This is a genomic window from Xanthomonas sp. NCPPB 2586 (genome assembly GCF_041475775.2).
Lineage (GTDB): Bacteria > Pseudomonadota > Gammaproteobacteria > Xanthomonadales > Xanthomonadaceae > Xanthomonas > Xanthomonas campestris.
The window spans coordinates 3,280,243-3,303,715 of the sequence record NZ_CM192981.1; the positions used below are offsets into that span (position 1 = coordinate 3,280,243).

At 65.7% G+C, this 23,473-nt stretch carries 19 protein-coding genes, 1 tRNA gene and 1 other RNA gene; 10 read left to right on the forward strand and 11 right to left on the reverse strand.

All coding sequences use genetic code 11. The annotated features are described in order from the left end of the window. Window positions 1-133: 133 nt before the first annotated feature. Together ACCQ09_RS14230 and ACCQ09_RS14235 are read left to right on the forward strand one after the other, a co-directional pair. Complete coding sequence (locus ACCQ09_RS14230; protein ID WP_228428015.1) at window positions 134-2,011, forward strand: ABC transporter ATP-binding protein; 1,878 nt, start codon at window positions 134-136, stop codon at window positions 2,009-2,011. Window positions 2,012-2,228: 217 nt separating this feature from the next. Further along, window positions 2,229-3,008, forward strand: coding sequence for a ferredoxin--NADP reductase (locus ACCQ09_RS14235; RefSeq protein ID WP_040941537.1), 780 nt, complete (start codon window positions 2,229-2,231; stop codon window positions 3,006-3,008). A gap of 159 nt (window positions 3,009-3,167) precedes the next feature. Here the strand turns inward: ACCQ09_RS14235 and ACCQ09_RS14240 are convergent, their stop codons facing one another. Continuing rightward, the gene (locus ACCQ09_RS14240) at window positions 3,168-3,653 is read right to left on the reverse strand and encodes a glutathione peroxidase (protein ID WP_040941538.1); all 486 of its coding nucleotides are present in this window, start codon (window positions 3,651-3,653) and stop codon (window positions 3,168-3,170) included. 173 nt (window positions 3,654-3,826) lie between these two features. On the opposite strand from ACCQ09_RS14240, the gene ACCQ09_RS14245 reads away from it, so the two are divergent. Beyond that, window positions 3,827-6,025, forward strand: coding sequence for a M3 family metallopeptidase (locus ACCQ09_RS14245; protein ID WP_200902593.1), 2,199 nt, complete (start codon window positions 3,827-3,829; stop codon window positions 6,023-6,025). 80 nt (window positions 6,026-6,105) lie between these two features. Then, window positions 6,106-6,181, forward strand: a non-coding RNA gene (locus tag ACCQ09_RS14250) — sX9 sRNA. 65 nt (window positions 6,182-6,246) lie between these two features. On the opposite strand, the gene ACCQ09_RS14255 is transcribed toward ACCQ09_RS14250, so the two are convergent. From ACCQ09_RS14255 to ACCQ09_RS14265, 3 genes are all read right to left on the reverse strand, one after another. After that, entirely contained in the window at window positions 6,247-6,747 is a 501-nt protein-coding gene (locus ACCQ09_RS14255; protein WP_011036602.1) for a MarR family winged helix-turn-helix transcriptional regulator, read from the reverse strand. A gap of 64 nt (window positions 6,748-6,811) precedes the next feature. Then, entirely contained in the window at window positions 6,812-7,648 is an 837-nt protein-coding gene (locus ACCQ09_RS14260) for a DUF3298 and DUF4163 domain-containing protein (RefSeq protein ID WP_050912330.1), read from the reverse strand. A gap of 38 nt (window positions 7,649-7,686) precedes the next feature. Continuing rightward, window positions 7,687-7,971 (reverse strand): GNAT family N-acetyltransferase, encoded by a 285-nt coding sequence (locus ACCQ09_RS14265; protein ID WP_075285834.1) that lies wholly within the window; start codon window positions 7,969-7,971, stop codon window positions 7,687-7,689. Window positions 7,972-8,186: 215 nt separating this feature from the next. Between ACCQ09_RS14265 and ACCQ09_RS14270 the strand changes: the two genes are divergently transcribed. Then, entirely contained in the window at window positions 8,187-8,387 is a 201-nt protein-coding gene (locus tag ACCQ09_RS14270) for a hypothetical protein (protein ID WP_012438794.1), read from the forward strand. A gap of 205 nt (window positions 8,388-8,592) precedes the next feature. Here the strand turns inward: ACCQ09_RS14270 and ACCQ09_RS14275 are convergent, their stop codons facing one another. Together ACCQ09_RS14275 and ACCQ09_RS14280 are read right to left on the reverse strand one after the other, a co-directional pair. Next, entirely contained in the window at window positions 8,593-9,201 is a 609-nt protein-coding gene (locus ACCQ09_RS14275; RefSeq protein WP_050911595.1) for a rhomboid family intramembrane serine protease, read from the reverse strand. A gap of 7 nt (window positions 9,202-9,208) precedes the next feature. After that, window positions 9,209-10,774, reverse strand: coding sequence for a POT-type proton-dependent oligopeptide transporter (locus ACCQ09_RS14280; protein WP_223647747.1), 1,566 nt, complete (start codon window positions 10,772-10,774; stop codon window positions 9,209-9,211). Window positions 10,775-11,236: 462 nt separating this feature from the next. On the opposite strand from ACCQ09_RS14280, the gene ACCQ09_RS14285 reads away from it, so the two are divergent. The 3 genes from ACCQ09_RS14285 to ACCQ09_RS14295 all read left to right on the forward strand — a co-directional run bounded on the left by ACCQ09_RS14285 (window position 11,237) and on the right by ACCQ09_RS14295 (window position 15,597). Continuing rightward, window positions 11,237-13,006 carry a M14 family metallopeptidase gene (locus ACCQ09_RS14285; RefSeq protein ID WP_228428017.1) on the forward strand — a complete coding sequence of 590 codons (1,770 nt, stop codon included), beginning with the start codon at window positions 11,237-11,239 and terminating at the stop codon, window positions 13,004-13,006. A gap of 118 nt (window positions 13,007-13,124) precedes the next feature. Beyond that, a complete protein-coding gene (locus ACCQ09_RS14290) occupies window positions 13,125-15,368 on the forward strand; it encodes a beta-glucosidase family protein (RefSeq protein ID WP_040941545.1) in 2,244 nt (747 codons plus the stop codon). A gap of 142 nt (window positions 15,369-15,510) precedes the next feature. After that, window positions 15,511-15,597 (forward strand) — tRNA-Leu (locus ACCQ09_RS14295). Window positions 15,598-16,050: 453 nt separating this feature from the next. Here ACCQ09_RS14295 and ACCQ09_RS14300 read toward each other — a convergent pair. Further along, on the reverse strand, window positions 16,051-16,404 hold the full coding sequence (locus ACCQ09_RS14300) for a hypothetical protein (protein ID WP_043877927.1): 354 nt from the start codon (window positions 16,402-16,404) through the stop codon (window positions 16,051-16,053). Window positions 16,405-16,896: 492 nt separating this feature from the next. Between ACCQ09_RS14300 and ACCQ09_RS14305 the strand changes: the two genes are divergently transcribed. After that, complete coding sequence (locus tag ACCQ09_RS14305; RefSeq protein ID WP_187305942.1) at window positions 16,897-17,673, forward strand: DUF2884 family protein; 777 nt, start codon at window positions 16,897-16,899, stop codon at window positions 17,671-17,673. Window positions 17,674-17,692: 19 nt separating this feature from the next. Here ACCQ09_RS14305 and ACCQ09_RS14310 read toward each other — a convergent pair whose 3' ends face one another. From ACCQ09_RS14310 to ACCQ09_RS14325, 4 genes are read right to left on the reverse strand one after another with little or no spacing between them, the layout of a single operon-like run. Continuing rightward, window positions 17,693-19,273, reverse strand: a complete 1,581-nt coding sequence (locus ACCQ09_RS14310) for a DHA2 family efflux MFS transporter permease subunit (protein ID WP_011036592.1) — start codon at window positions 19,271-19,273, stop codon at window positions 17,693-17,695. A gap of 6 nt (window positions 19,274-19,279) precedes the next feature. Continuing rightward, entirely contained in the window at window positions 19,280-20,473 is a 1,194-nt protein-coding gene (locus ACCQ09_RS14315; protein ID WP_075285835.1) for an HlyD family secretion protein, read from the reverse strand. Window positions 20,474-20,483: 10 nt separating this feature from the next. Then, entirely contained in the window at window positions 20,484-21,998 is a 1,515-nt protein-coding gene (locus ACCQ09_RS14320; protein WP_075285836.1) for an AdeC/AdeK/OprM family multidrug efflux complex outer membrane factor, read from the reverse strand. Next, window positions 21,995-22,438, reverse strand: a complete 444-nt coding sequence (locus ACCQ09_RS14325) for a MarR family winged helix-turn-helix transcriptional regulator (RefSeq protein ID WP_011036589.1) — start codon at window positions 22,436-22,438, stop codon at window positions 21,995-21,997. Before ACCQ09_RS14325 ends, ACCQ09_RS14320 begins: the two co-directional genes overlap by 4 nt. 124 nt (window positions 22,439-22,562) lie before the next feature. Here ACCQ09_RS14325 and ACCQ09_RS14330 point away from each other — a divergent pair, with 124 nt between their 5' ends. After that, window positions 22,563-23,426 carry an AraC family transcriptional regulator gene (locus ACCQ09_RS14330; protein ID WP_040941549.1) on the forward strand — a complete coding sequence of 288 codons (864 nt, stop codon included), beginning with the start codon at window positions 22,563-22,565 and terminating at the stop codon, window positions 23,424-23,426. The last annotated feature ends 47 nt before the right edge of the window (window positions 23,427-23,473 follow it).

Below are 23,473 nucleotides of genomic sequence, written 5' to 3' on the forward strand. Positions count from 1 at the left end.
CGTGGCGCGTGGACGCGTGGGCACTCGCGGCGCCGCGCTTGATCGCGGGCACGGGCGGGCAACGTACAACCGCCCTGCTCCGCTGTGGCGCCCCAACACCCCCAGCGCACGCGGCCCCCGGCACACTATGCCCATGTCAGCATCCCGACCCGGCGCCAGCGCGCCCGCCCCCCGTACCGGCCCCACCCTGCGCGAGCGCTTCGACGCGCTGCGCAACCTGCCGCCCTTCCTGCGCCAGATCTGGCAGACCAGCCGCTGGTTGAGCGCCAGCAGCATCGGCCTGCGCGTGCTGCGCGCGCTGATGCCGATCGCCACGTTGTACATCGGCAAGCTGATCATCGACGAGGCGATCCACTTGGTGGGCCAACCGCCGGCATTCGATTCGTTGACCCAGGCATTGGCCAGCGGCCGGCTCAACCGGCTGCTGGAGTTGCTGGCGCTGGAACTGGCGCTGGCGATCGGCTCGGACCTGCTCGGCCGCCTGGTCGGCTACGCCGATGCCTTGCTGTCGGAGTTGTTCAACAACGCGGCCAGCGTGCGGCTGATGGAACACGCCGCGCAGCTGGATCTGGAGGATTTCGAAGACCCCGACCGGCAGGACAAGCTGGATCGCGCACGCCGCCAGACCATGAACCGCATGAACCTGATGAGCCAGTTGTTCGGCCAGGTGCAGGATGCGATCACCGTGGCCAGCCTGGCGGTTGGCCTGCTGGTGTATGCGCCCTGGTTGATCGTGCTGCTGGCCATTGCGTTGATTCCGGCCTTCATCGGCGAGGCGCATTTCAATGCGCTGGGCTATTCGCTCAACTTCCAGTGGACCCCGGAGCGCCGCCAGCTCGACTACCTGCGCCAGGTTGGTGCCAGCGTCGAAACCGCCAAGGAAGTGAAGATCCTCAACCTGCACCGGTTTCTGATTACGCGCTACCGCCGGCTGGCCGACAAGTTCTTCCAGGCCAATCGCGCGCTGGCGCGCAAGCGCGCGCTGTGGGGCGCGCTGCTGGCGGCACTGGGCACGCTGGGCTATTACGCGGCCTATGGCTACATCGCCTGGCGCACGGTGCGCGGCGATTTCAGCATCGGCGATCTGACCTTCCTGGCCGGCAGCTTCCTGCGCCTGCGGCAATTACTGGAGGGCCTGTTGATCGGGTTTTCGCAGGTCGCCGGGCAAGCCTTGTATCTGGACGATCTGTATTCGTTCTTCAACATTGTGCCGGAGATCCGCTCGCGCCCGAACGCGCTGCCGGTGCCGCGGCCGATCCGCCAGGGCTTCGTGTTCGAGGACGTGGGCTTCCGGCACCCGGAGGCCGAACACTGGACGATGCGGCATCTGAATTTCGAGCTGCGCGCCGGCGAAGTGCTGGCCCTGGTCGGCGAAAACGGCGCCGGCAAAACGACTTTGGTGAAACTGCTGGCGCGGCTGTACGACCCGGACGAAGGCCGCATCCTGCTCGACGGCCACGACCTGCGCGATTACGACCTGGACGATGTGCGCGCCAATCTGGGCGTGATCTTCCAGGACTTCGTGCGCTACCACCTGAGCATCGGCGAGAACATCGGTGTGGGCCAGGTGGATGCGATGGACGACACCGATCGCATCCGCACCGCCGCGCAACGCGCGATGGCCACCGAGCTGATCGACAGCCTGCCCGATGGCTACAACCAACTGGTGGGGCGGCGCTTCAAGAACAGCGTGGACCTGTCGGGCGGGCAGTGGCAGAAGATCGCCATCGCGCGCGCCTACATGCGCGATGCGCAGCTGATGATCCTGGACGAGCCCACCGCCGCACTGGATGCGCGCAGCGAGTTCGAGGTGTTCCAGCGTTTCAAGGAACTATCAGACAACCGCACCGCGGTGCTGATCTCGCACCGTTTTTCCAGCGTACGCATGGCCGACCGCATCCTGGTACTGGCCGATGGCCGCATCGAAGCAAGCGGGACCCACGCCGAACTGATGGCACAAGGCGGGCGCTATGCGGAGCTGTTCGAGCTGCAGGCGGCGGGGTATCGGTGATTGGGGCGGGAATCGGGAATGGGGATTCGGGAATGGGTAGACGCAGCTTCCCGCGGCTGAGAGGGACTGAGCGTGCTGATCCAACATGCCCGGCCCACTCGCTCACTGCACCGACTCCCGATTCCCGATTCCCAACTCCCGGCCAAATGAGAGTTCATCTCATTTGGCCAGCTTGAGGTAGAATCGGCGGGCACTCTTCACTACGACACTAAACGGCATGTCTTCCGCTTTCGGCGCCGAAATGGTGCTTGAGGTCCGCCACTGGACCGACGCCTACTTCAGCTTCACCACCACCCGCGATGCCGGCTTCCGGTTCGAGAATGGTCAGTTCGTGATGATCGGCCTGGAGACCGAGACGCGGCCGCTGCTGCGCGCCTACTCCATTGCCAGCGCCAACTGGGAAGAACACCTGGAATTCTTCAGCATCAAGGTGCAGGACGGCCCGCTCACCTCGCGCCTGCAGCACATCCAGCCGGGCGACAAGGTCCTGGTGGGCAAGAAGCCCACCGGCACGCTGCTGATCAGCGACCTGCATCCGGGCCGCAACCTGTACCTGTTGGGCACCGGCACCGGCCTGGCGCCGTGGCTGTCGATCATCAAGGACCCGGAAACCTACGAACGCTTCGACAAGGTGATCCTCACCCACGGCGTGCGCTTCGAAAAAGACCTGGCCTACCGCGATTATTTCGAGCGCGAGCTGCCGCAGCATGAATTTTTGGGCGAGCTCCTGCACGACAAGCTGCTGTATTACCCGGCAGTCACGCGTGAGGCGTTCGCCAACCAGGGCCGCCTGACCGAGCTGATGGCCGACGGCCGCATGCAGCAGACGCTGGGGTTGCCGGCGCTGGATCCGGCCAACGACCGCTTCATGATCTGCGGCAGCCCGCAGATGCTGGCCGACCTGCGCACCCTGCTCGACGCACGGGGTTTCGAAACTTCGCCACGCATCGGCACCCCCGGACATTACGTGTTCGAGCGCGCGTTCGTCGAGAAGTAAGGGCAACCACGCGAAGACCTCGCGCGGTGCGGCGTTTTATCTGGCTGCTGCGCGAGCAAGTCGCATCGTCACAGGAGCGCACCCGGGCGCGATGGGGCGTTCCCGGTAACGCTTCATCGCGCCCGAGGGCGCTCCTACGGTAGGCCGCAACTTACCGACTCACGCACCGAGCGCGCGCTCGATATCCGCCGCCAGCGCCTCCGGTTTGGTGGTCGGCGCATAGCGCTCCAAAACACCGCCGTCGCGGCCGATCAGGAATTTGGTGAAATTCCACTTGATCGCTTCCGAGCCCAGCACGCCGCGTTTTTCGTGTTTGAGCCATTGCCACAGTGGGTGGGCACCGCTGCCATTGACCTCGACCTTGGCCGCGAGCGGAAAATCCACCGCGTAGTCCAGCGAGCAGAACTGGCGGATGTCCGCCGCCTCTCCAGGCTCCTGATGACCGAACTGATCGCAGGGAAACCCGATCACCACCAGCCCGCGGTCGCGGTAGCGCTGCCACAGCGCCTGCAGGCCAGCGTACTGCGGCGTAAAACCGCATTTAGAGGCCACGTTGACCACGAGCACCACCTTGCCGGCGTACTCGGCCAGCGACTGGGGTTGACCGTCCAGGGCGGTGAACTGGTAGGTGGAGAGCGTGGTCATCGGCAGGTCCGCAACGGAAACCGCAAGCCTAACGCAGCGCAGCCCACAGCCAGGAAATGGCCCACCTCGATGTCTCGCCACGCTCGCGTCTGCCTGGCGGCCATGCCTTTTGTCACACGCCTGTCCCGGCCGGCTGCGCTAGCCTCGGCGGTTCGCACTTTGGAGTAACGCTCTTGACCACCCGTCTTGCCTTTGCCCTGGCCGCTTCCCTGGGACTTGCCATGCCGTCCTACAGCATCGCCGCACCCGCCGCCGCCCAGGCGACCGCGACCGCCAACCCGTTCTTTGCCGACAGCACGCTGCCGCTGCACTACCCGCAGTTCGACAAGATCAAGGACAGCGACTTTGCGCCTGCCTTCGATGCCGGCATGGCCGCGCAGTTGAAGGAAGTGGACGCGATCGCCAACCAGAAGGCCAAGCCGACCTTCGACAACACCATCATTGCGCTGGAAAAGAGCGGCGCCACGCTGGATCGCGCCACCACGGTGTTCTTCAACCTGGTAGGCGCCGACACCAACGATGCGCGCAAGAAACTGCAGGCCGACTACTCGGCCAAGTTTGCCGCGCACCGCGACGCAATCTCGCTCAACGGCAAGCTGTTCGCGCGCATCCAGACCCTGTACGACCAGCGCAGCAAGCTCGGCCTGGATGCGCAAGGCGTGCGCCTGGTCGAGAAGTACTACAGCGATTTCGTGCGCGATGGCGCCAAGCTGTCCGATGCCGACAAGACCACGCTCAAGGCCATGAACGCCGAGCTGGCCAACCTGGGCACCACCTTCAGCCAGAACGTGCTGGCCGAGGTCAACGCCGCGGCCGTGGTGGTGGATGACGTCAAGCAGCTCGATGGCCTGTCTGACGAACAGATCGCCGCCGCTGCCGAAGCCGCCAAGGCGCGCAAGCTCGACGGCAAATACGTGATCGCCCTGCTCAACACCACCGGCCAGCCGCCGCTGACCCAGCTCAAGAACCGCGAGCTGCGCAAGAAGATCTACGCCGCCTCGGTGTCGCGTGGCAGCCATGGTGGCCAGTACGACAACACCGCCCTGGTCTCGCGCATCATGACCCTGCGTGCCAACAAGGCCAAGCTGCTGGGATTCCCCACGTACGCTGCGTATTCGCTTGAAAACCAGACTGCCAAGACGCCTGAAGCGGTCAACGCGATGCTCGGCAAACTGGCACCGGCCGCGGTGGCCAACGCCAAGCGCGAAGCCGCCGACCTGCAGGCGATGATCGACAAGGAACAAAAGGCCGCACGCAAGCCGACCTTCAAGCTGGAAGCCTGGGATTGGGCGTACTACAGCGAGAAAGTGCGCCAGGCCAAGTACAACTTCGACGAGTCGCAGCTCAAGCCGTATTTCGAGCTGAAGAACGTGCTGGAAAACGGCGTGTTCTATGCGGCCAACCAGGAATACGGCCTGACCTTCAAGCAACGCACCGACCTGCCGACCTACCGCGACGACATCACCGTCTATGACGTGTTCGACGCCGACGGCAAGCAGCTGGCGATCTTCATTGCCGACATGTATGCGCGCGAATCCAAGCGCGGTGGCGCCTGGATGAACTCCTACGTTTCGCAGTCGGAGCTGACCGGTTTCAAGCCGGTGGTGGCCAACCACCTCAACATCCCCAAGCCGCCGGCCGGCCAGCCGACGCTGCTGACCTGGGATGAGGTGACCACCATGTTCCATGAGTTCGGCCATGCCTTGCACGGCATGTTCTCGGACGTGAAATACCCGTATTTCTCCGGCACCAGCGTGCCGCGTGACTTCGTCGAGTTTCCCTCGCAGGTCAACGAGATGTGGGCCGACGAGCCGTCGATCCTGAAGAACTACGCCAAGCATTATCAGAACGGCACGCCGATGCCGCAGGCATTGCTGGACAAGGTGATTGCCGCGTCCAAGTTCAACCAGGGCTTTGCCACTACCGAGTATCTGGGTGCGGCCATGCTCGACCAGAACTGGCACCAGATCAGCGCCAACCAGGTGCCGGACGCCGCAGGCGTGATGGCGTTCGAAGCCAAGGCGCTGGCCGATGACGGCATCGCCTACCCGCCGGTGCCGCCGCGCTACAAGACCCCGTATTTCAGCCACATCATGGGCGGCTATGCGGCCGGCTACTACGCCTATATCTGGTCCGAAGTGCTGGATGCCAACACGCAGCAGTGGTTCAAGCAGCACGGCGGATTGAGCCGCGCCAACGGCGACCGCTTCCGTCAGACCCTGCTTTCGCGCGGCGGTAGCGTGGATGCGATGGAGTTGTTCCAGAACTTCGCCGGGCATGCGCCGCAGATCGAGCCCTTGCTGGAGAAGCGCGGCCTCAGCGCACAGGGTGGCGACGGCGCCACGCCGGAAGCGCCGCAGTCCAAGCCGTAACGGCTTGAGATTCGGTTGAGAGCAACTATCAAAACGACTGCGCAGCCGCCAGGCGGGCGCGGCCGGTGCTCGGAATCGGCATGTGCCCACGTACACTCCGGTTCCTCCGCGCCGTCCGCACCCACCTGACGGCTGCTCGCTACGTTTTTGTTAGCCGCTCTAAAAACAATGCCGCCTGGTACTGCCAGGCGGCATTGTCGTTTGAAGCCCGCAAGCAGCGATTACTGTTCGACTGCGTCCACGCCGGCGAGCAATTTCTTCAGCAGTTTCTCAAGGCGCACCTGCTCGGCCTCGCTGATCTGCGCGGTCTCCGCATCCAGCAAGGTGCAGGCCTCCGGCAACAGCCGATCGATCAATGCCAGCCCAGCCGGCGAGAGCGTCAAGGTGATCTTGCGGCGGTCGTCCGGGCTGCTGGCGCGCGCAATCAGCCCTTTCTCGTGCAATTGATCGGTCAGCCGGGTGATGTTGGCCGGCTTCTCACTGGCCGCCTCTGCCACTTCGGTTGGCGTGATTGCCTGCCCCGGCGTCCCATACAACATCATCAGGATTTCGTACTCCGGCGGGCTGATGCCATGCGGCTTGAGCCGCACGCAGGCCTGGGTGTGCAGCCGCTTGTAGAGGTGCTTGATCAGCCGCACCAGGACGGCCGGCTCCCGGGGAAAAGGCGGGTAACGCTCGCAAGTGTGGTCGACGCGTTTAGCGGTTGGATCAAAGCTACTCATGGCACCGTTGATTACATTACTGAATGGCTAAACCATTCAAACACATCGTCGGCGCGTGCACGTATCAGCGTGCGAAGAGATGTGCATATTCCGGCGCTACCCATGTCAGCAATGTTGCGGCGGGAATCTCGGCCGTTTGCGTGCCGTCCGAATACGGGCCCACCTGATACGGCGGAAACACGAAGCGCAGTGCGCTGATCTTGCCGGCGGAATTCAACACCGGCACGAACTGCGCAAAGTTATCCGCCTGTGCAGCAGTGCCCTCGGCAATCATGCGATCGGCCGAGGCCACCTGTTCGGCTTGCTCTTCCGCCGGCACGCGGTCCGCTTCCACGCGTTGCTCGGCGGCCGCATGCAGGCGCTGCGCCACCGCCTGCCCGATCTGCTCCCAGCCGGCCGGATCCGGAATCAGGGCCTGCGCGGTGAGCTGCTTGCGCTCCTTGATCAGCCAGACGAAGCGCGCCACCAGCGGTTCGCCATGCGCGCCGCCGGTGTAGCGGCTGCCGTCGGCCGACACCACGATGAGATCGGCGCTCTGCAGCACCTTCTCAAATGCCAGCGATAGCTCGTACGGGGCAGCGGGCTTGTCGTTGCCCAGCCCCGACACTGCCTGCATGAGCTCGCTGCGTGCGTCCTGCGCATAGCCACGGATCAGCGCCTGCAATTCGGGATGCGCCTCCAGCCCGGGGGGGTAGCTGATACCAACCATGTAGGCGGGCGCGTGTTCGATCACATCCTGCAGCGGCCCTTCTGCCACCGGTTGCACTGCCGGCTCGGCGGCCGCGGCCGGTGCCTGCTCAGCCGCAGGTTGCGCGGCCTCCGGCGTTTGCTGATTGCAACCTGCCAACAGCGCCAGCACCAGCAAGCCCTGCACCCCACCACCTACGTTCGACCACCGCATTCCCACCTACTCCCCTGACGACACCCGGCTGCTGACGATCAGGCCAGCAGCGCTTGAAATTGCGGATGCCGGCGCATGTAGGCGTCGGCATAACTGCAGGCGGGGATGACCTTCAACCCCGCCTCACCTGCAAAACTCAATGCCGCCTCCACCAAGGCGGCAGCCACGCCGCGGCCACCGATGGCGTCCGGCACCCGCGTGTGCGTGATGGTCAGCACCGCGTCCTGTTGCTCGTAGGCCAACTCGGCGGTGTTGCCATCGAGCTCGACCGTGAACCGCTGATGGGCGGCGTCGTGCGTCACGTGCAGGTGTGCGGCATCCATCTGATCTTGATCCGGCGTTATTTCCTGTACCAATTCTGACCAGCGGCGCGCCGTGTCTGCGTGAAAGGCAAGCCACACCGTGACCTGCTGCCCAGCCTGCTGCGGCGGGGCTAAAGTTCGCCGCGACGACGCCGATAGCCAACGCGAAGGCGCTCGCAACAGCTGCTCGACAGCGACGCACCGGCGCCTTCGCCCTACCCGCCAGGAGCGACAGCATGAACAACGATTCGTCAGGACACGGCGCAGAGAGTGATAGCTCGTTGCTGGAAGGCCTGTTCCAGTTCGCCATCAACGGCAACACCCAGGGCCAGGAATTCGCCCAGCTCAACGACACCGTCTACGAGCGCCTGCAGCAGGCCTACGGCACCGTGTCCGGCAGCGGCAGCCTGATCGACCACGAGCGCAACGCGGCCTGAGGCCTTGCGCTGATCGCAACACTGCAGGGCCGCGCCCTGCCCAACGCAATCACGCTGCGGCAACCGTGCCGCAGCGAACGCCGCGCAGGCACATCATTCAATACGTGCACTTTTGGCGTGACGCAGGCCAGGCACATCGGCCAGCAAGCTCATCACGCCAGCCCATGTCACGTCCCGCAAGCACCTTGCGGCAAGACCCGCCTGCTCAACCGAAGCGCGGGTTCGACAATTGCTCCAGGAACACCTGCAGCACGCGCGGTTCCATGATCAGCATGAACATCACGCCGAACGCCGCGCCCGCCAGGTGCGCGCTGTGGTTGATGCGGTCGCCGCCGCGGCGGTCCATCCACAGGCTGTAGCCCACATAGAACACCGCATAGATGATCGCCGGCGCCGGAATGAACAGCACCAGGATGATCGTCCATGGCTTGAGCAGGATGAAGGCGAACAACACCGCCGACACCGCGCCCGATGCGCCCAGGCTGAGGTAGTTCGGGTTCTTCTGGTTCTTCAGATAGCTGGGCAGGATCGAGACGACCAACGCGCCCAGATAGAACAGCGGATAGGTCAGCACGCTGCCGGTCAGCCGTGTCATCACGTCTTCGATGTACCGGCCGAAGAAAAACAACGTGATCATGTTGAAGACCAGGTGCCCGAGATCGGCGTGGATGAAGCCGTAGGTGATCAGGCGGTCGTACTGCTTGTGCTTGTCCAGGGCGGGCGGCCACAACACCAGCCGGTCGGCCAGCTTGCGGTTGTTGAACGCCATCCACGAGACGATGCCGGTGATGGCGATCAGGATCAGGGTAATCATGCAGACCTCAGGCAGGACGGTAGTTGTCGACCATGCGATACCGGCGCGCGTACAGGCCGAAGGCCAGTGCTGCCAGGAACGCGAAGGCCGCGAAGAAGAACATCAAAAACGCCGCTTCGCTGAGCCCAGTATCGGCGATATGCGAGGTCACCGTATCGTTGCGAACCGCCACATTCGAGAGCAGCACCCACAGGTTGCCGACCGTGGTGGTCAGGTACCAGAAACTCATCACCACGCCCTTCATCGACGGCGGCGCCTGGCTGTAGGCAAACTCGATCCCGGTGGCCGACACCAGCACTTCGCCGAAGGTGAGCAAGGCGTAGGGCAGGATCTGCCAGGCGATGTGCATCGGCTCGCCGCCATCCATCGCCACCTGGATCGCACCGACCGCAATCCACGCCACGCCGCTGAAGGCGATGCCGCTGGTCATGCGCCGTAGCGAAGTGGGCTCCCAGCCCAGGCGACGCAGCAACGGATACAGCACCAGGTTGTTGAAGGGAATCAGCAGCATCACCAGCAGCGGATTCAGCGCCTGCATCTGCGAGGCAGTGAACCACGCCGGCATCGTCATCTCGCGCCCCTGCAGCACCCAGGTGGAGGCCTTCTGATCGAACAGCGAAAAGAACGGCGTCACCAGCGCGAAGATCACCAGCACCCGCAGCAACGCGCGTACGCCATCGACCGCCGCATCCGGATGCGTGCCGCGGGCACGTTCCAGCTGCCACCACGTACCGCCGCCGATGCCGGCCAGCAGCAGCACCAGCGCCATGCACAGGCAGATCACCAGGCCTAGCTGCTCGGTCAATCCCAAACAGGCCAGCGCCAGCAAGACGCTGATCGCCGCCAGTGCCAGGCCCGGCCGCCCCTGGCCCGGCGCATGCGCCAGCAACGCACTGCGCACCACGGCGCCGAATCCATGCGGGTCCTTGGGTGGCAACGGCACCCGAACGTAGCGCTTGCGGCCCAGCCAGAACACCGCCGTGGCGATGAACATCAAGATGCCGGGAATGCCGAATGCCCACGACGGGCCCAGGTGCTTGAGCGCCAACGGGATCAGCAACGAGGCAAACAGCGAACCGAAGTTGATGATCCAGTAGAAGGCGTCGAACACCACCTTGGCCCGATGCTTGTTGGACTGGTCGAACTGGTCGCCCATGAACGAGGCCACCAAGGGTTTGATGCCGCCGGCACCGAACGCGATCAGGCCCAGGCCGACAAAAAACCCGCTGCGGCTGTCTTCGAACAACGCCAGGCAGGCGTGGCCGGCGCAGTAGATCAGGCTGAACCAGATGATGGTGGTGTACTTGCCGAAGAAGCGATCGGCCAGCCAGCCGCCCAGCAGCGGGAAGAAGAACACCCCGATCATGAAACTGTGCAGGATGTGCTTGGCTTCGGCATCGCGCTCCGGCGCGCCCACCTCCTGCAGCAGCAGCGAGGTGATCAGGAACTGCACCAGGATGTTGCGCATCCCGTAGAAACTGAAACGCTCGCACGCCTCGTTGCCGATGATGAAGGGGATCTGGCGCGGCAGCCGCGCATCGGCGGCGGGCGCCGGCAAGGTGGAGGTCGTCAAAGGCAGTCCGGTCGAGCAGAAAACGTGCCCTATCGTACCGGCGGCGGCCTGTTGCCCGCCATCGCGCAGCACTGGGTTGCTGGTCCGGAACGGGCCACAGGCTGCAGCACTTGCGTGCGTGTGGCGGCGAGGCGACCGATGCGGCAGCAGGAGTGGCGTGCTGGGTGATGCAACCGCCGCAGTTGGCCGCACAGCGTTGCGCGCTGATCGCACAGCACCAGCATGTGGTCGACGGCCTGCAAGCGTGGCGGCCAGCCACTGCGCGTTTGGCAACCGCACCCCGTGGCGGCAGACCACATGCCAGATACCCGTTGCTGATTGAGCCGAATAACAGGCCAAAAAGCCCGAGCGAACGCGACCACGCCACTATGTCGCAGTTGCAGACTTTGACGCAGTGCAGATTGGCCTGCCAGGCTGGCTCGGCTACATTGCAAACGTTTTCCTGGAACACCGGACCGCTGGATGCCCCGCTTCACCCGCCTCGCCCTGAGCTTGCTGCTGCTCACCTCTGCCCCCGCCGCCCTGACTGCCGAGCCACTGACCACCCTGGCCGAGCGCAGCGGTTTTGTGCAGACCGGCCGCTTTGATGAGGTCATCGCCTTGTGCGATGCATTCGCGCAGCGCTACCCGCAGGCGGTGCGCTGCATCAGCTTCGGCACCACGCCTGAAGGGCGGCCGATGAAGGCGTTGGTGGTGTCCACCAGCGGCGCGCTGGATGCGGCGAGCGCGGCGCAGCGCACATTGCCGGTGGTGCTGGTGCAAGGCGGCATCCATGCCGGCGAGATCGATGGCAAGGACGCGGGCTTCCTGGCCCTGCGCGAGTTGCTTGATGGCACCGCCGGCAAAGGGGTGCTCGACAAGGTGGTGTGGATCTTCGTGCCGGTGTTCAATGTGGACGGCCATGAGCGCTTCGGCGCCTGGAACCGCCCCAACCAGCGCGGCCCCGAACAGATGGGTTGGCGCACCACCGCGCAGAACCTCAATCTCAACCGCGATTACGTCAAGGCCGACGCGCCGGAGATGCAGGCGATGCTGCGGCTGGTGCAGCAGTGGGACCCATTGATGTACGTGGACCTGCACGCCACCGATGGCGCGCAGTTCGAACACGATGTGTCGGTGCAGGTGGAACCGGTGCACGCGGGCGACGCGGCGTTGCGCAAGGACGGCACCCGCTGGCGCGATGCGGTGATTGCCGATCTGGCCAAGCAGGGTTCGTTGCCACTGCCGTACTACCCGTCGCTGGTGCGCGAGGACGACCCCAGCTCGGGCTTCGCCGACGACGTTTCGCCACCGCGGTTCTCGCACGGCTATTTCCTGCTGCGTAACCGCTTCGGCATGCTGGTGGAAACCCACTCGTGGAAGCAGTACCCGGTGCGCGTGCGGGTGACCCGCAACGCCATCGTCTCGGTATTGCAGCAGGCCGCACGGCACGGCACGCACTGGCTGGCCGACGCGCATGCCGCCGATCGGCGCGCCAGCGCATTGGCCGGTCATCGCGAGCCGTTGAGCTACGCGGCCGGCCCGGGCACGCGCACCGTCGCGTTCCGCGGTTATGCCTACACACGCACGCCCTCGCCGGTATCCGGTGCGTTGATGACCCGCTACGACGAGCGCACACCGCAGATCTGGAAGGTGCCGCTGCGCGACCAGATCGCCCCGGATGTCACCGTGGAGGCGCCGCGCGGTGGCTACCTGGTGCCGGCGGCGCAGGCCGCCCTGGTCGCCGACACACTGCGCCTGCACGGCATCACCTTCCAGACCCTCACACAGGCAGACAACCGCGCGGTGCAGAGCTTCCGCGCCGACACTGCCACCTTTGCGGCGCGCTCCAACGAGGGCCACCAGGGGCTCGCCGTCAGCGGCCAGTGGCGTGCTGAGACGCGCGCGGTGCCGGCAGGCTCCTTGTTCGTACCGATTACCCAACCCAAGGCGCGGCTGGTGATGGCGATCCTGGAGCCACAGGCACCGGATTCGCTGCTGCAGTGGGGCCTGTTCAATCTGGCCTTCGAGCGCAAGGAGTACATGGAAGACTACTTGGCCGAAGACGTGGCGCGCGAGATGCTCGCGCGCGACCCGGCCCTGAAGGCGCAGTTCGAACAACGCCTGGCCAGCGACCCGGCATTTGCCGCCGACCCGCAGGCGCGCCTGGAGTTTTTCTACCGGCTGCATCCGTCCTGGGACGAGCGCTACCGGCTCTACCCGGTGCTGCGTACCGACCAGAGCGCATTTTGAGCGCGCCGACGCAGACGCGCTGATTCAAGGCGCAGTCGGCGCCACCCATTCGGGCACCGCGGTGCCCTCTCCCGATCCGTTACCGCACCACAAGGACCACGACGTGCCACACCTCGATATGAAAACGTTTACACCCGCCGCTCCCCGACCGCGCCCACTGGCGCTGGCCCTCGCGCTGGGCCTGGGCATTGCCCTTAGCGCGCCGCTGGCCGCGCAGCAGGCCAGCGCCGCACAGCCGTGGATGGACACCGCGCTGAGCCCGGACCAGCGCGCCGCGCTGCTGCTGACGCAGATGACCGACGACGAAAAATTCCAGATGCTGCGCAGTTACTTTGGCCTGGGCACCGACAAGATTCCCAAGCCCGAAGGCGCACTCGGCTCGGCCGGGTATGTGCCGGGCATTGCGCGCCTGGGTATCCCGGCGCAGCAGCTGGCCGATGCCGGCGTGGGCGTGACCAATCCCGGCGGCATCCGCAAGGGCGACTTCGCTACTGCGATGCCGTCCGGCCCGTCCACGGCGTCGAGCTGGAATCCGCAACTGGCCTATGCCGGCGGCAAGACCATGGGCCGCGAATCCTGGCAGCAGGGCTTCAACGTGCTGCTGGCCGGCAGCGTCAACCTGCAGCGCGACCCACGCAACGGCCGTAACTTCGAATACGCCGGCGAAGACCCGCTGCTGGCCGGCGTGATGGTGGGCGAATCGATCCGCGGCGTGCAGAGCGAGCACGTGCTGTCGACGATGAAGCACTTCGCGCTCAACGACATGGAAACCCGGCGCAACTTCCATAGCGCGCAGATCGGCGAACAGGCGATGCACGAATCGGACCTGCTGGCCTTCGAGATCGCGCTGAAGATCGGCGACCCGGCATCGGTGATGTGTTCGTACAACAAGATCAACGGCATCTACGGCTGCGAGCACGACTACCTGCTCAACCAGGTGCTCAAGCAGGAATGGAAGTACCCCGGCTATGTGATGTCCGATTGGGGCGGCGTGCACAGCGGCTCCAAGGCCGCGCTGGCCGGGCTGGACCAACAGTCGGCCGGTGAAGTCTTCGATGCGGCGGTGTTCTTCGATGCACCGCTGCGCATGGCAGTCGGTGCCGGCGTGGTGCCGCGCGCGCGCTTCGACGACATGGTCACGCGCATCCTGCGCAGCCTGTTTGCGCATGGCGCATTCGACCACCCCACCCAGCGCCAGCCCATCGACGGCAAGGCCGGCCAACGCGCCGCGCAGCGCGTGGCCGAAGAAGGCAGCGTACTGCTGCGTAACGAACAGGCCACCTTGCCGCTGTCAAAGGACGTGCGCCGTATTGCGGTGATCGGCGGTTATGCCGACAAGGGCGTGATGTCCGGCGGTGGTTCGTCGCGGGTGGACTACACCATCAACGGCGGCAATGCGGTGCCCGGGCTCACCCCGACCACCTGGCCGGGCCCGGTGATCATTCATCCCTCCTCGCCGTTGCAGGCGCTGCGCGCGGCGTTGCCGAACGTGCAGATCGATTACGTGGACGGCAAGGACCGCGCGGCGGCCGCACGCGCAGCCAAGGCGGCAGATGTGGCGATCGTGTTCGCCACCCAGTGGGCCGCCGAGTCGGTGGACCTGCCGGACATGCAGTTGCCTGATCGCCAGGACGCCTTGATCGACGCGGTGGCCAAGGCCAACCCCAAGACCACCGTGGTGCTGGAAACCAACGGCCCGGTGCGCATGCCGTGGGCCGAGCGCGTGCCGGCGGTGTTGCAGACGTGGTACCCGGGGATTGGCGGTGGCGAGGCCATCGCCAACCTGTTGACCGGTGCGGTAAATCCCTCCGGCCATCTGCCGGTGACCTGGCCGGTGGATGAGTCGCAATTGCCGCGCCCGTCGATTCCGGGCCTGGGCTTCAAGCCGGCCAAGCCGGGCGAAGACACCATCGATTACGCCATTGAAGGCGCCAACGTTGGCTACAAGTGGTTTGCCGCGCGCAACCTGACCCCGCGCTATCCATTCGGGCATGGCCTGTCGTACACGCAGTTCCGCATGGGCGGCCTGCGTGTGGAGGCTGCCAACGGCCAACTGACTGCCAATTTCGAGGTGGAAAATACCGGCCAGCGCGACGGTGCCGCCGTGCCGCAGCTCTACGTCACCTTGCCCAATGGCCACGCCACACCGTTGCGCCTGATCGGCTGGCAGAAGGTCGCGCTCAAGCCCGGCGAGAAGCACACGGTGCAGGTCGTGGCCGAGCCCAAGACGCTGGCCGACTTCGACGCCAAGGCACGTCACTGGACGATTGCCGCCGGCACCTATCGCGTGCAGTTGGCACGCTCGGCCACTGACCCGGTGGAGAGCGTGGAGGTCGCGCTGCCGGCGATGCAGTTGCCGTAATGCGGCATGGCGGACGCACGCACCTGCGGCGTCCGCCACTGCGTGTTTGGGCATGCGCATCTACCCGCGCGCGCGCCCAACTTTTTTTGTGCAACTGCGTTGACAGCCGCGCCGCCAGCTTGCACAATTCGCCCCCTGAGTCGCCCAGGTGGCGGAATTGGTAGACGCACTAGCTTCAGGTGCTAGCGGGGGCAACTTCGTGGAGGTTCGAGTCCTCTCCTGGGCACCACGACTCACGGTAGATCGTAAAAAACCTCGCTTCGGCGGGGTTTTTTGCGTTTGGGCGATCGCAGTGTGTGCGGTGCCGATGGTGCCCACTGTCTGTGGCTGACGCTGCTTGGCGTCGCGCGTTGTCGCTGTCCGTGGCTGACCACCCGGGGCGCTGTGCTTTTAGGCAATCACGGTCGTCGCGATGCGTCACAGGCGATGCGAATGGCACGCCGTGCAGCCGGAGTCGCTAGCGGTGTGTTCGGCTGTGCACCGCCAAGCGATGGCCTGGCGTCGATGCAGATGACTTGGTCCGCGACGTTGGAGCTTGCACGTGACCGCAGACCGCGCAGAAGTCTCCACGGTGGTTAGCGCCAGATGAGCCACATCGCGACAGGCACTGTCGTCATTGCCTGTCGCGACACCACGCGCCCTACTTGGCGGCAGCCTGTTCCTGATAATCGGTCAGGTAATGCTAGGCGGTGATCTGCTCGGAGGCAGCAGCGTCGTATCCCACCTGTGCAGCCTTCTGTGCGCCAGGCAGGTACAACTCGCCAGTTCCGGCATTGAGGATCAGCAGCACGTACGGCCGCCCGCGCAGTTGCACCGTGTAGCGGGTGTCCTTCTGGGTCGCGGCGGTGCTGGCCAACAGGATCTTGTCGTCGATCTCGCTATCGGCACCGGTCACCTGGACCAGCGCCTGGTTCTTCTCGCGCGGGCCATAGCGCAAGGTCGATACCTTGATGCCATCCCTGGAACTGTAGGCCTTGGCCTGTTTGGCAACCTCCGGGCGTGCGGCAGCGGCCTGCGTCTGCGCAACGGCGACCAGCTACAGCAAGGGAACGAGTACAGCGGCCGCAGACAGGCGGCGCAACTGAGATCCAAACATCATGAAGCTTCCTTGTTGAGTGAGAACACGGGCAGCATGCCCATGCCATGCGCCACGCACTGCATTGTTCGAACACCTCAGCACGCGTCGCTGCGCCGCACGCTACTGCACGCGATTGCACGATCGGCAATGCCCGGCGCACTGACCTCGCTGGTAATTCACTAAAAGGCGTCAACACGACGATCGAGAGGCAACCAAGCTTCATGGATGTCCTCACACATGACCGCGCATCTCGGAGCGAATGCAGATCCTGCGCAGTGACTTTCGACACGCGACCGTGCATGGCAACGAAGCGGACCATGTGACATGACACCACCGCGCATGGCCCCGTCGATGCGAAGCTCCTTTGCGCTCGTTCTCTTGCTTATAGCTTCCAGCGTCCACGCTCGCGGCCAGGACGACGACGCTAGCGCGGGTGGGCACGGCCATCGCGTGCAGCTCTCGTCTTCGCGCTGCAGCCTCAGTACGCCATTCAATGTGCTCGCCGACAGCGGCGGCATCTGGCTGTATCGCGCAGACGGACTGCCGCGCGAGATCTTCTTCCATGCAGGCGAACTGAGTGTCGACCACCAGTTGCAACAGATCAGCGCGGACGATGCGCAGCGGCTGCAGGCGATGGAAACGCAAGCACGCCAGTTGATGCCACAGGTCGCAGCGATTGCGCATGACGTGATCGACCTTAGCTACGACGCGCTCGGGGGTGTGGTCGAGGTCATGACCGGTAGTTGGCTCAACGCCCGCAAAATCGAACGCCTGCGCAAGCGCGCTAGCGTCTACGTCGATGACACGCTCGGCAAGGGGCGCTGGGACCAACAGGCCTTCGATGGCAACTTCGAGCGCTACGTCGAGCAGGAAGCCGAGGCATTCAAAGGCAGCATCGGGCGGCACCTGATGTGGCAGATCATGACGGGGCGTGCGGATGGGATCGACCAACGTGCCCAAGCGATGGATGGCCAGCGGGATGCCAAGCTCGACGCGCGAGCGGCCACGATCGACGTCAAGGCCAATGCACTCTGCACTCAGGTGCAATCACTGCGTCGTCTACAGGACGCGCTGCAGTACCGCTATCAAGGCAAGCCGCTGCAGATGCTGACGCCGTTGCATGAGGACACCTCAGCCAAGGCCGCCGAAGCGGCCACAACGGCACCTTACACCGCGGATGCACCTGCCGGCACCGCGATCGAAGTGCAGCAGGCACACCACAACTGATGCGCGCTATCAGCTGCGCTCAGTGCCCCCCGGCCGCCGCTGCGCCGCCGGCACCGGCGCCGAACGGTGGCTTGGCCAGCCACAGGAAGAAGATGATGCCCAAGAAGGTCCAGCCGAGCAGATAGAAGATGTCGTTGAAGCCCATCTGCGAGGCCTGGTGATTGATCATGTTGTTGAGCGAGGCCGCGCCGCGTTGCAGGTCGCCCTGCCCCATTGCGGTGACCTGCTCCTGCATGCCGGGCGTGTACACCGAGATGTGTTCGGTGATGTGCGCATGGTGCACCTGGGTGCGGCGCGCCCACAGATACGTGGTCAGCGATGCAGCAAAACTGCCGCCCAATGTGCGCAGGAACGTGGCCAGGCCGGAGCCGGCCGCGATCTCGCGCCCATCCAGATCCGAGAGCAGGATCTGCAGCACCGGCATGAAGAACAAGGCCACGCCCACGCCCATCACCAGCTGGATCGTCGCCACGTGCGCGAAGTCCACCTGCAGGTTGAAGTTGGAACGGAAGAAGCTGGTGAACGACATGAAGATGAAGGCAATGGTGGCGAGCATGCGCAGATCGAAACGCAACGCGTACTTGCCCACGAACGGCGTCATCAACACCGGCAGGATGCCGATCGGTGCGGTGGCCAGGCCCGCCCAGATCGCGGTGTAGCCCATGTCGCGCTGCAACCACTGCGGGATCAGCAGACTGACGCTGAAGAACGCCGCGTAAGCCACCACCATGGCGAGCGTGCCGGCGCGGAAGTTGCGGTGCCGGAACAGCTTGAGGTCGACGATGGGGTCCTTGTCGGTGAGCTCCCAGATCACGAACACCACCAGCGCCACGGCCGCGACACAGGCCAGCACCACGATCTTGTCGGAAGAAAACCAGTCTTCGTCGTTGCCCAGGTCCAGCACCAGCTGCAGCGCGCCCACGCCGACCACCAGCAGGATCAGGCCGATGTAATCCATGCGCGGCCGTTCCAGCTGTTCCGGGCGATGCCGCAACTGCGAACCGACGATGCTGCTGGCGATGATGCCCAGCGGCACGTTGATCAAGAAGATCCATTCCCAGCTGTAGTTGTCGGTGATCCAGCCGCCCAGGATCGGGCCGGCGATCGGCGCCACCACCGTGATCATGGCCAGCAAGGCCAGCGCCTGCCCGCGTTTTTCGCGCGGATAGATCGACACCAGCAGACTCTGCGTGATCGGGTACATCGGCCCGGCCACGAAGCCCTGCAGCGCGCGCGCCACCACCAGCATGCCCATGCTCTGGGCGAGGCCACACAGCAGCGAGGCGATGGTGAAGGCCAGCGTGGACCACACGAACAGCTTGGTTTCGCCGAAGCGACGGCTCAGCCAGCCGGTCAGCGGCAACGCGATCGCGGTGCTCACCGCGAACGAGGTGATGACCCAGGTGGCCTGCTGCGAACTGGCGCCGAGATTGCCGGCGATGGTCGGCAACGAGACGTTGGCGATGGTGGTGTCCAGCACCTGCATGAACGAGGCCATCGCCAGGCCTACGGTGCACAGCGCCACGCTCGCCGGGCGAAAGCCCGCGGCGGGCGCCGGTGCCGAAGGGCCACCGGGCGCGGTGGGAGCTTGCGAAGACATGGTGGCTTAGCCCGCCTTGGTGGCAGCCTGCGTCGGCAGGTTGTCCTGGATGATGCGATGGATGTCGGCGTCGGCGGCCTTGAGCTGCTGCGCGTAGACATCGGTGGAGAACACCGCGCCGCTGGCAAACTTGGTCGGCAGCACACTGCCCTGCTGGTCGTGCAGGTTGACGTCGACCTTCATCGACAACCCCAGACGCAGCGGGTTGGCCGCCAGTTGCTTGGGTTCGATGGCGATACGCACCGGCACGCGCTGCACGATCTTGATCCAGTTGCCGCTGGCGTTCTGCGCCGGCAACAACGAGAACGCGCTGCCGGTGCCCAGGCCCAGGCTTTCGATCCGGCCGGTGTAATCCACGCCACCGCCGTACAGATCCGAATGCAGTTCCACGGTCTGGCCCAGACGCATGTGCTTGAGCTGGGTTTCCTTGAAATTGGCCTCCACCCACATCTGCTCCGGCGGCACCACCGCCATCAGCACGGTGCCAGGCTGCACCCGCTGGCCTACCTGCGCCGAACGCCGCGCGACATATCCGGACACCGGTGCTACCACGCCGGTACGCGCATGGTTGAGGAAGGCCTGGCGCAACTGCGCCGCGGCGGCCTGCACGTCGGGCTGGGTGGCCACTTCGGTATCGTCGATCAACGCGCGATTGCGCTCGAAGCTTTCGCGCGAGCCGCTCACCGCCGCTTCGGCGGCAGCGAGTTCATCGCGCGCATGGGCCAGTTCTTCGTTGGAAATCGCGCCGCTTGCAGCAAGGTCCTTGCGGCGTGCGAAGTCGGCACGTGCGCTGCGCAATGTCACTTCGCGTGCGGAGAGCTCGGCCTGCGCACCTTCCACGCTGCGGTACAGACCACGCACCTGGCGCACGGTCTTGGCGAGGTTGGCTTCGGCCTGCTGCAAGGCGACCGCGGTGTCGGACGGGTCCAGCTGCACCAGCAGCTGGCCGCGCTCCACACGCATGCCGTCTTCGGCGCCGATGCTCACCACGGTGCCACCCACCATCGGGGTGATCTGCACCTGGTTGCCCTGCACGTAGGCGTCGTCGGTGTCTTCAGCCCAGCGCCCGATCAGGAAGTACCACACCACCAGGCCGATGACCGCAAGGATCACCAGGATGGCGACGATGCGCAGCAGTGTACGGCGCTTGCTCGGTGCGCCCGGCGCGGGATGCGAAGATGTAGGAGTCGTCTGGCTCATCGTCGATGTCTCAGGAATGCGGTTGTGCGGAAGATGTCGCGGTGTGTGCGGTGTCGTGCGCTGGTTCCGGCGTAAAGCCGCCGCCCAGCGCACGGCGCAACTTCACCGAGGCCATGAGTTGTTGGGAGTGCAGCCCGGCCATGCGCTGGCGCGCGGTGAGCAATTGCTCCTGCACGCTCAGCACTTCCAGATAGCTGCCGATGCCGGCGCGGTAGCGCTGCTGGGCCAGGCCAAAGGCGGCGCTGGCGGTCTGCACTGCGTCGTTCTGTGCGCGTGCACGCTGCTCCAGCGAGCGCACCGCGTTGACCTGGTCGGCCACTTCACGCAGGGCGTCGAGCACCTTCTGGTTGTAATCGGCCACCGCCAGGTCGTACTGCGCATCGCTGCCGGCCAAGCCGGCGCGCAGCCGGCCGCCATCGAAGATGGGCAGGCTCAAGGCCGGGGCCACCACACCGAGGACCGAGCCGCTTTCCAGCAGCTTGCCGACATCGGAGTTGATCACCCCGCCCAACGCGGTGAGGTTGAGGCTGGGATAGAAGCGCGCCTTGGCGACGGCAATGTCCTTGTCAGCCGCTTCCACGCGCCAGCGCGCCGCCACCACATCGGGGCGACGGCCGAGCAGATCGGCTGGCAAGGCGCTGGGCAGTTGCGGCGGCAGGCTCTGGCTCAGCACCGGGCGCGCGATGTCCAGCCCGCGGTCCGGGCCCTGCCCGACCAGCGCGGCCAGGGCATTGCGTGCTTCGTCGATCTGCTGCTGCGCCGATTGCACCTGCTGCTGCGCGGCGGGCACGCGGGCCTGCGCCTGACGCACCTGCAATTCGCTGTCGATGCCGGCGCCGCGGCGGCGCTGGGTCAACTCCAGGGTTTTCTGCGCACGTGCCAGCTCATCGTTGGCCACGTCCTGCAGATCCCAGGCGTAGGCGAGCTGTGCGTAGCCTTCGGCGATGGCCGCCGACAGGTTGAGGCGTGCCGCCTGCGCGTCCACCTCGGCGGCATGCGCCTGGTCCACGGCTGCTTCCCACGCGGCGCGCTTGCCGCCCCACAGGTCCACGCCATAGCGGAAGTCCAGCACCACCTGCGCGCTGCCGGCATAGCTGCCGCCGCGCTCCTCGCCCACCATCGATTCGGGCAATTGCCAGCCGGCGTAGCCGCCGGAAACCGACAGGCTGGGGCCGCGATCGGCCTGGGCAGTGCCGGTGCGCGCCTGCGCCTGGCGCAGCCGTGCATCGGCAGCGGCCAGGCTGGGGCTGTGCTGCAGGCCTTCGGCGATCAGCGCGTCCAGCTGCGGGTCGCCCAAAGCGCGCCACCAGTCACTGGCCGGCCAGGCGGCCGGGCTCAGCTGCGCCTGCCCGAAGGTGCGCTCGGCATGCACGGCGCCGGGCTCCAGCACGGTGCCTTGCGGCGCCAGGCCGCGGCTGCTGGCACAGGCGGCCAGCGCCAGGGCCAGCGTGGTCACAAGGATCGGCCGCAGCCTGCGCACTGCGCGCGGGTGCCGCCTCTGAAGGAAGGAACTAGCAGCGTTCATGAGTTGAGTGCATCGCGGACACGGATGAGAAGAGAGGTGAGTTGCTCGCGCTCAGGCGCCGACAGGTCGCGCAGGCCATGCTCCATGGCGCGTTCGCCGCGCAGCCGCAGGCGCTCCCACAGCGCTACGCCCTGTTCGGTCATGACGATCTGCAGCGCGCGGCGGTCCTGCGCATGTGGCTCGCGCCGCACTGCGCCCAGCGCCTCGAGCTTGTCGAGCAGGCGCGTGACCGCGCTCGGGGTCTGGTCCAGCGCCTGGGCGAGCTCGTTGGCGGTACACGGCGAGCGCACTGCCAGCACTTTCAGGCCGACGTAATGGCTGAAGCCGAAGTCGGGCAGCTCGCCCTTCATCTCGGCATCGAGCTGGCGCATCAGCGCGTCGCGCACCTGGCGCAACAGCAAGCCGAAGGTCGGCGGCGTGGTGGCTGTGGAGTCGATCATGGGGCGTTATTTTGTTCCGAAAAATATATTTGTCAACGCAAATATGTCATCCGGGATAAAGCCAATTGCAAGGATCGAGGACGATACGCGCCCCGCCAGCTGGCCCGGTAATACAATCTGGCCAATGAATAACGAAAACCGGCCAACCGAGATCGATGCGCTGCCGCCTGGCGCGCGGGCCAGCTTCGAATGGGCGGATGGCCCGGTGGTGGTCGCCTTCCGCGCCGACCTGCGCGCGGTGTGGGCGCCGGAGACCGCCTGGCATGCGCATATGCGCGGCCAGCTGATGTATGTCGAACAGGGCGTCTTGACCGTGCACACCGAACACGGCACCTCCTCGCTGCCGCCCGGCTGTGCCGGCTGGATGCCGCCCGGCCAGCAGCACACCGTGGAGCTGGCCGGGCCGCTGCGTGGCTGGGGCGTGGTGGTGCGGCCGGATGCCTGCACCGGCCTGCCGGCGCGCAGCGGGGTGATCCGCCTGAGCGGGCTGGCCCGCGAGGTGATCATGCGGGCGGCCAGCTGGCCGCTGAGTGAGATGCTGGGCGAACCCGTCGATCCGGCCCGGCAGCGCCTGGCGGCGGTCCTGCTGGACGAGCTGTGCCAGGCGCCGATCGAGCACCTGCATCTGCCGATGCCGGCCGACCGGCGGCTGCTGCGCATCGCCCGGCAGCTGCTCGACACCCCCGCCGACCCGCGCCCGCTCGACGCCTGGGCCACCTGGGGCGGGCTGTCGCCGCGCAGCCTGAGCCGGCACTTCCGCGACGAGACCGGGCTCAGTTTTGCGCAATGGCGGCAGCAGGCGCGTCTGGCCGAGGGCCTGCGCCGGCTCAGCCAGGGCACCGCCGTGGCGCAGGTGGCCGACCAGCTCGGCTACAGCAGCCCCAGCGCCTTCGTCAGCGTCTTCCACCGGCATTTCGGTGCCCCGCCGGCCCGTTATCTGGCCGGCGGCCACGCGCGCGGCTTGGCATCCCCCGCCGCATCCGGATAATCGGCGCTCTTCGAGCCCGCGCGCTGGCGCGGGTTCTTCTTTCGTAG

Coding starts and splice junctions, on each gene's coding strand:
- ACCQ09_RS14265 (WP_075285834.1), bottom strand. CDS start 7,971: ATGGATGCCGCACACCTGCACGTGACGCACGACGCCGCCCATCAGCGG.
- ACCQ09_RS14270 (WP_012438794.1), top strand. CDS start 8,187: ATGAACAACGATTCGTCAGGACACGGCGCAGAGAGTGATAGCTCGTTG.
- ACCQ09_RS14230 (WP_228428015.1), top strand. CDS start 134: ATGTCAGCATCCCGACCCGGCGCCAGCGCGCCCGCCCCCCGTACCGGC.
- ACCQ09_RS14255 (WP_011036602.1), bottom strand. CDS start 6,747: ATGAGTAGCTTTGATCCAACCGCTAAACGCGTCGACCACACTTGCGAG.
- ACCQ09_RS14325 (WP_011036589.1), bottom strand. CDS start 22,438: ATGATCGACTCCACAGCCACCACGCCGCCGACCTTCGGCTTGCTGTTG.
- ACCQ09_RS14330 (WP_040941549.1), top strand. CDS start 22,563: ATGAATAACGAAAACCGGCCAACCGAGATCGATGCGCTGCCGCCTGGC.
- ACCQ09_RS14315 (WP_075285835.1), bottom strand. CDS start 20,473: ATGAGCCAGACGACTCCTACATCTTCGCATCCCGCGCCGGGCGCACCG.
- ACCQ09_RS14240 (WP_040941538.1), bottom strand. CDS start 3,653: ATGACCACGCTCTCCACCTACCAGTTCACCGCCCTGGACGGTCAACCC.
- ACCQ09_RS14260 (WP_050912330.1), bottom strand. CDS start 7,648: ATGCGGTGGTCGAACGTAGGTGGTGGGGTGCAGGGCTTGCTGGTGCTG.
- ACCQ09_RS14235 (WP_040941537.1), top strand. CDS start 2,229: ATGTCTTCCGCTTTCGGCGCCGAAATGGTGCTTGAGGTCCGCCACTGG.
- ACCQ09_RS14320 (WP_075285836.1), bottom strand. CDS start 21,998: ATGAACGCTGCTAGTTCCTTCCTTCAGAGGCGGCACCCGCGCGCAGTG.
- ACCQ09_RS14275 (WP_050911595.1), bottom strand. CDS start 9,201: ATGATTACCCTGATCCTGATCGCCATCACCGGCATCGTCTCGTGGATG.
- ACCQ09_RS14310 (WP_011036592.1), bottom strand. CDS start 19,273: ATGTCTTCGCAAGCTCCCACCGCGCCCGGTGGCCCTTCGGCACCGGCG.
- ACCQ09_RS14290 (WP_040941545.1), top strand. CDS start 13,125: ATGAAAACGTTTACACCCGCCGCTCCCCGACCGCGCCCACTGGCGCTG.
- ACCQ09_RS14285 (WP_228428017.1), top strand. CDS start 11,237: ATGCCCCGCTTCACCCGCCTCGCCCTGAGCTTGCTGCTGCTCACCTCT.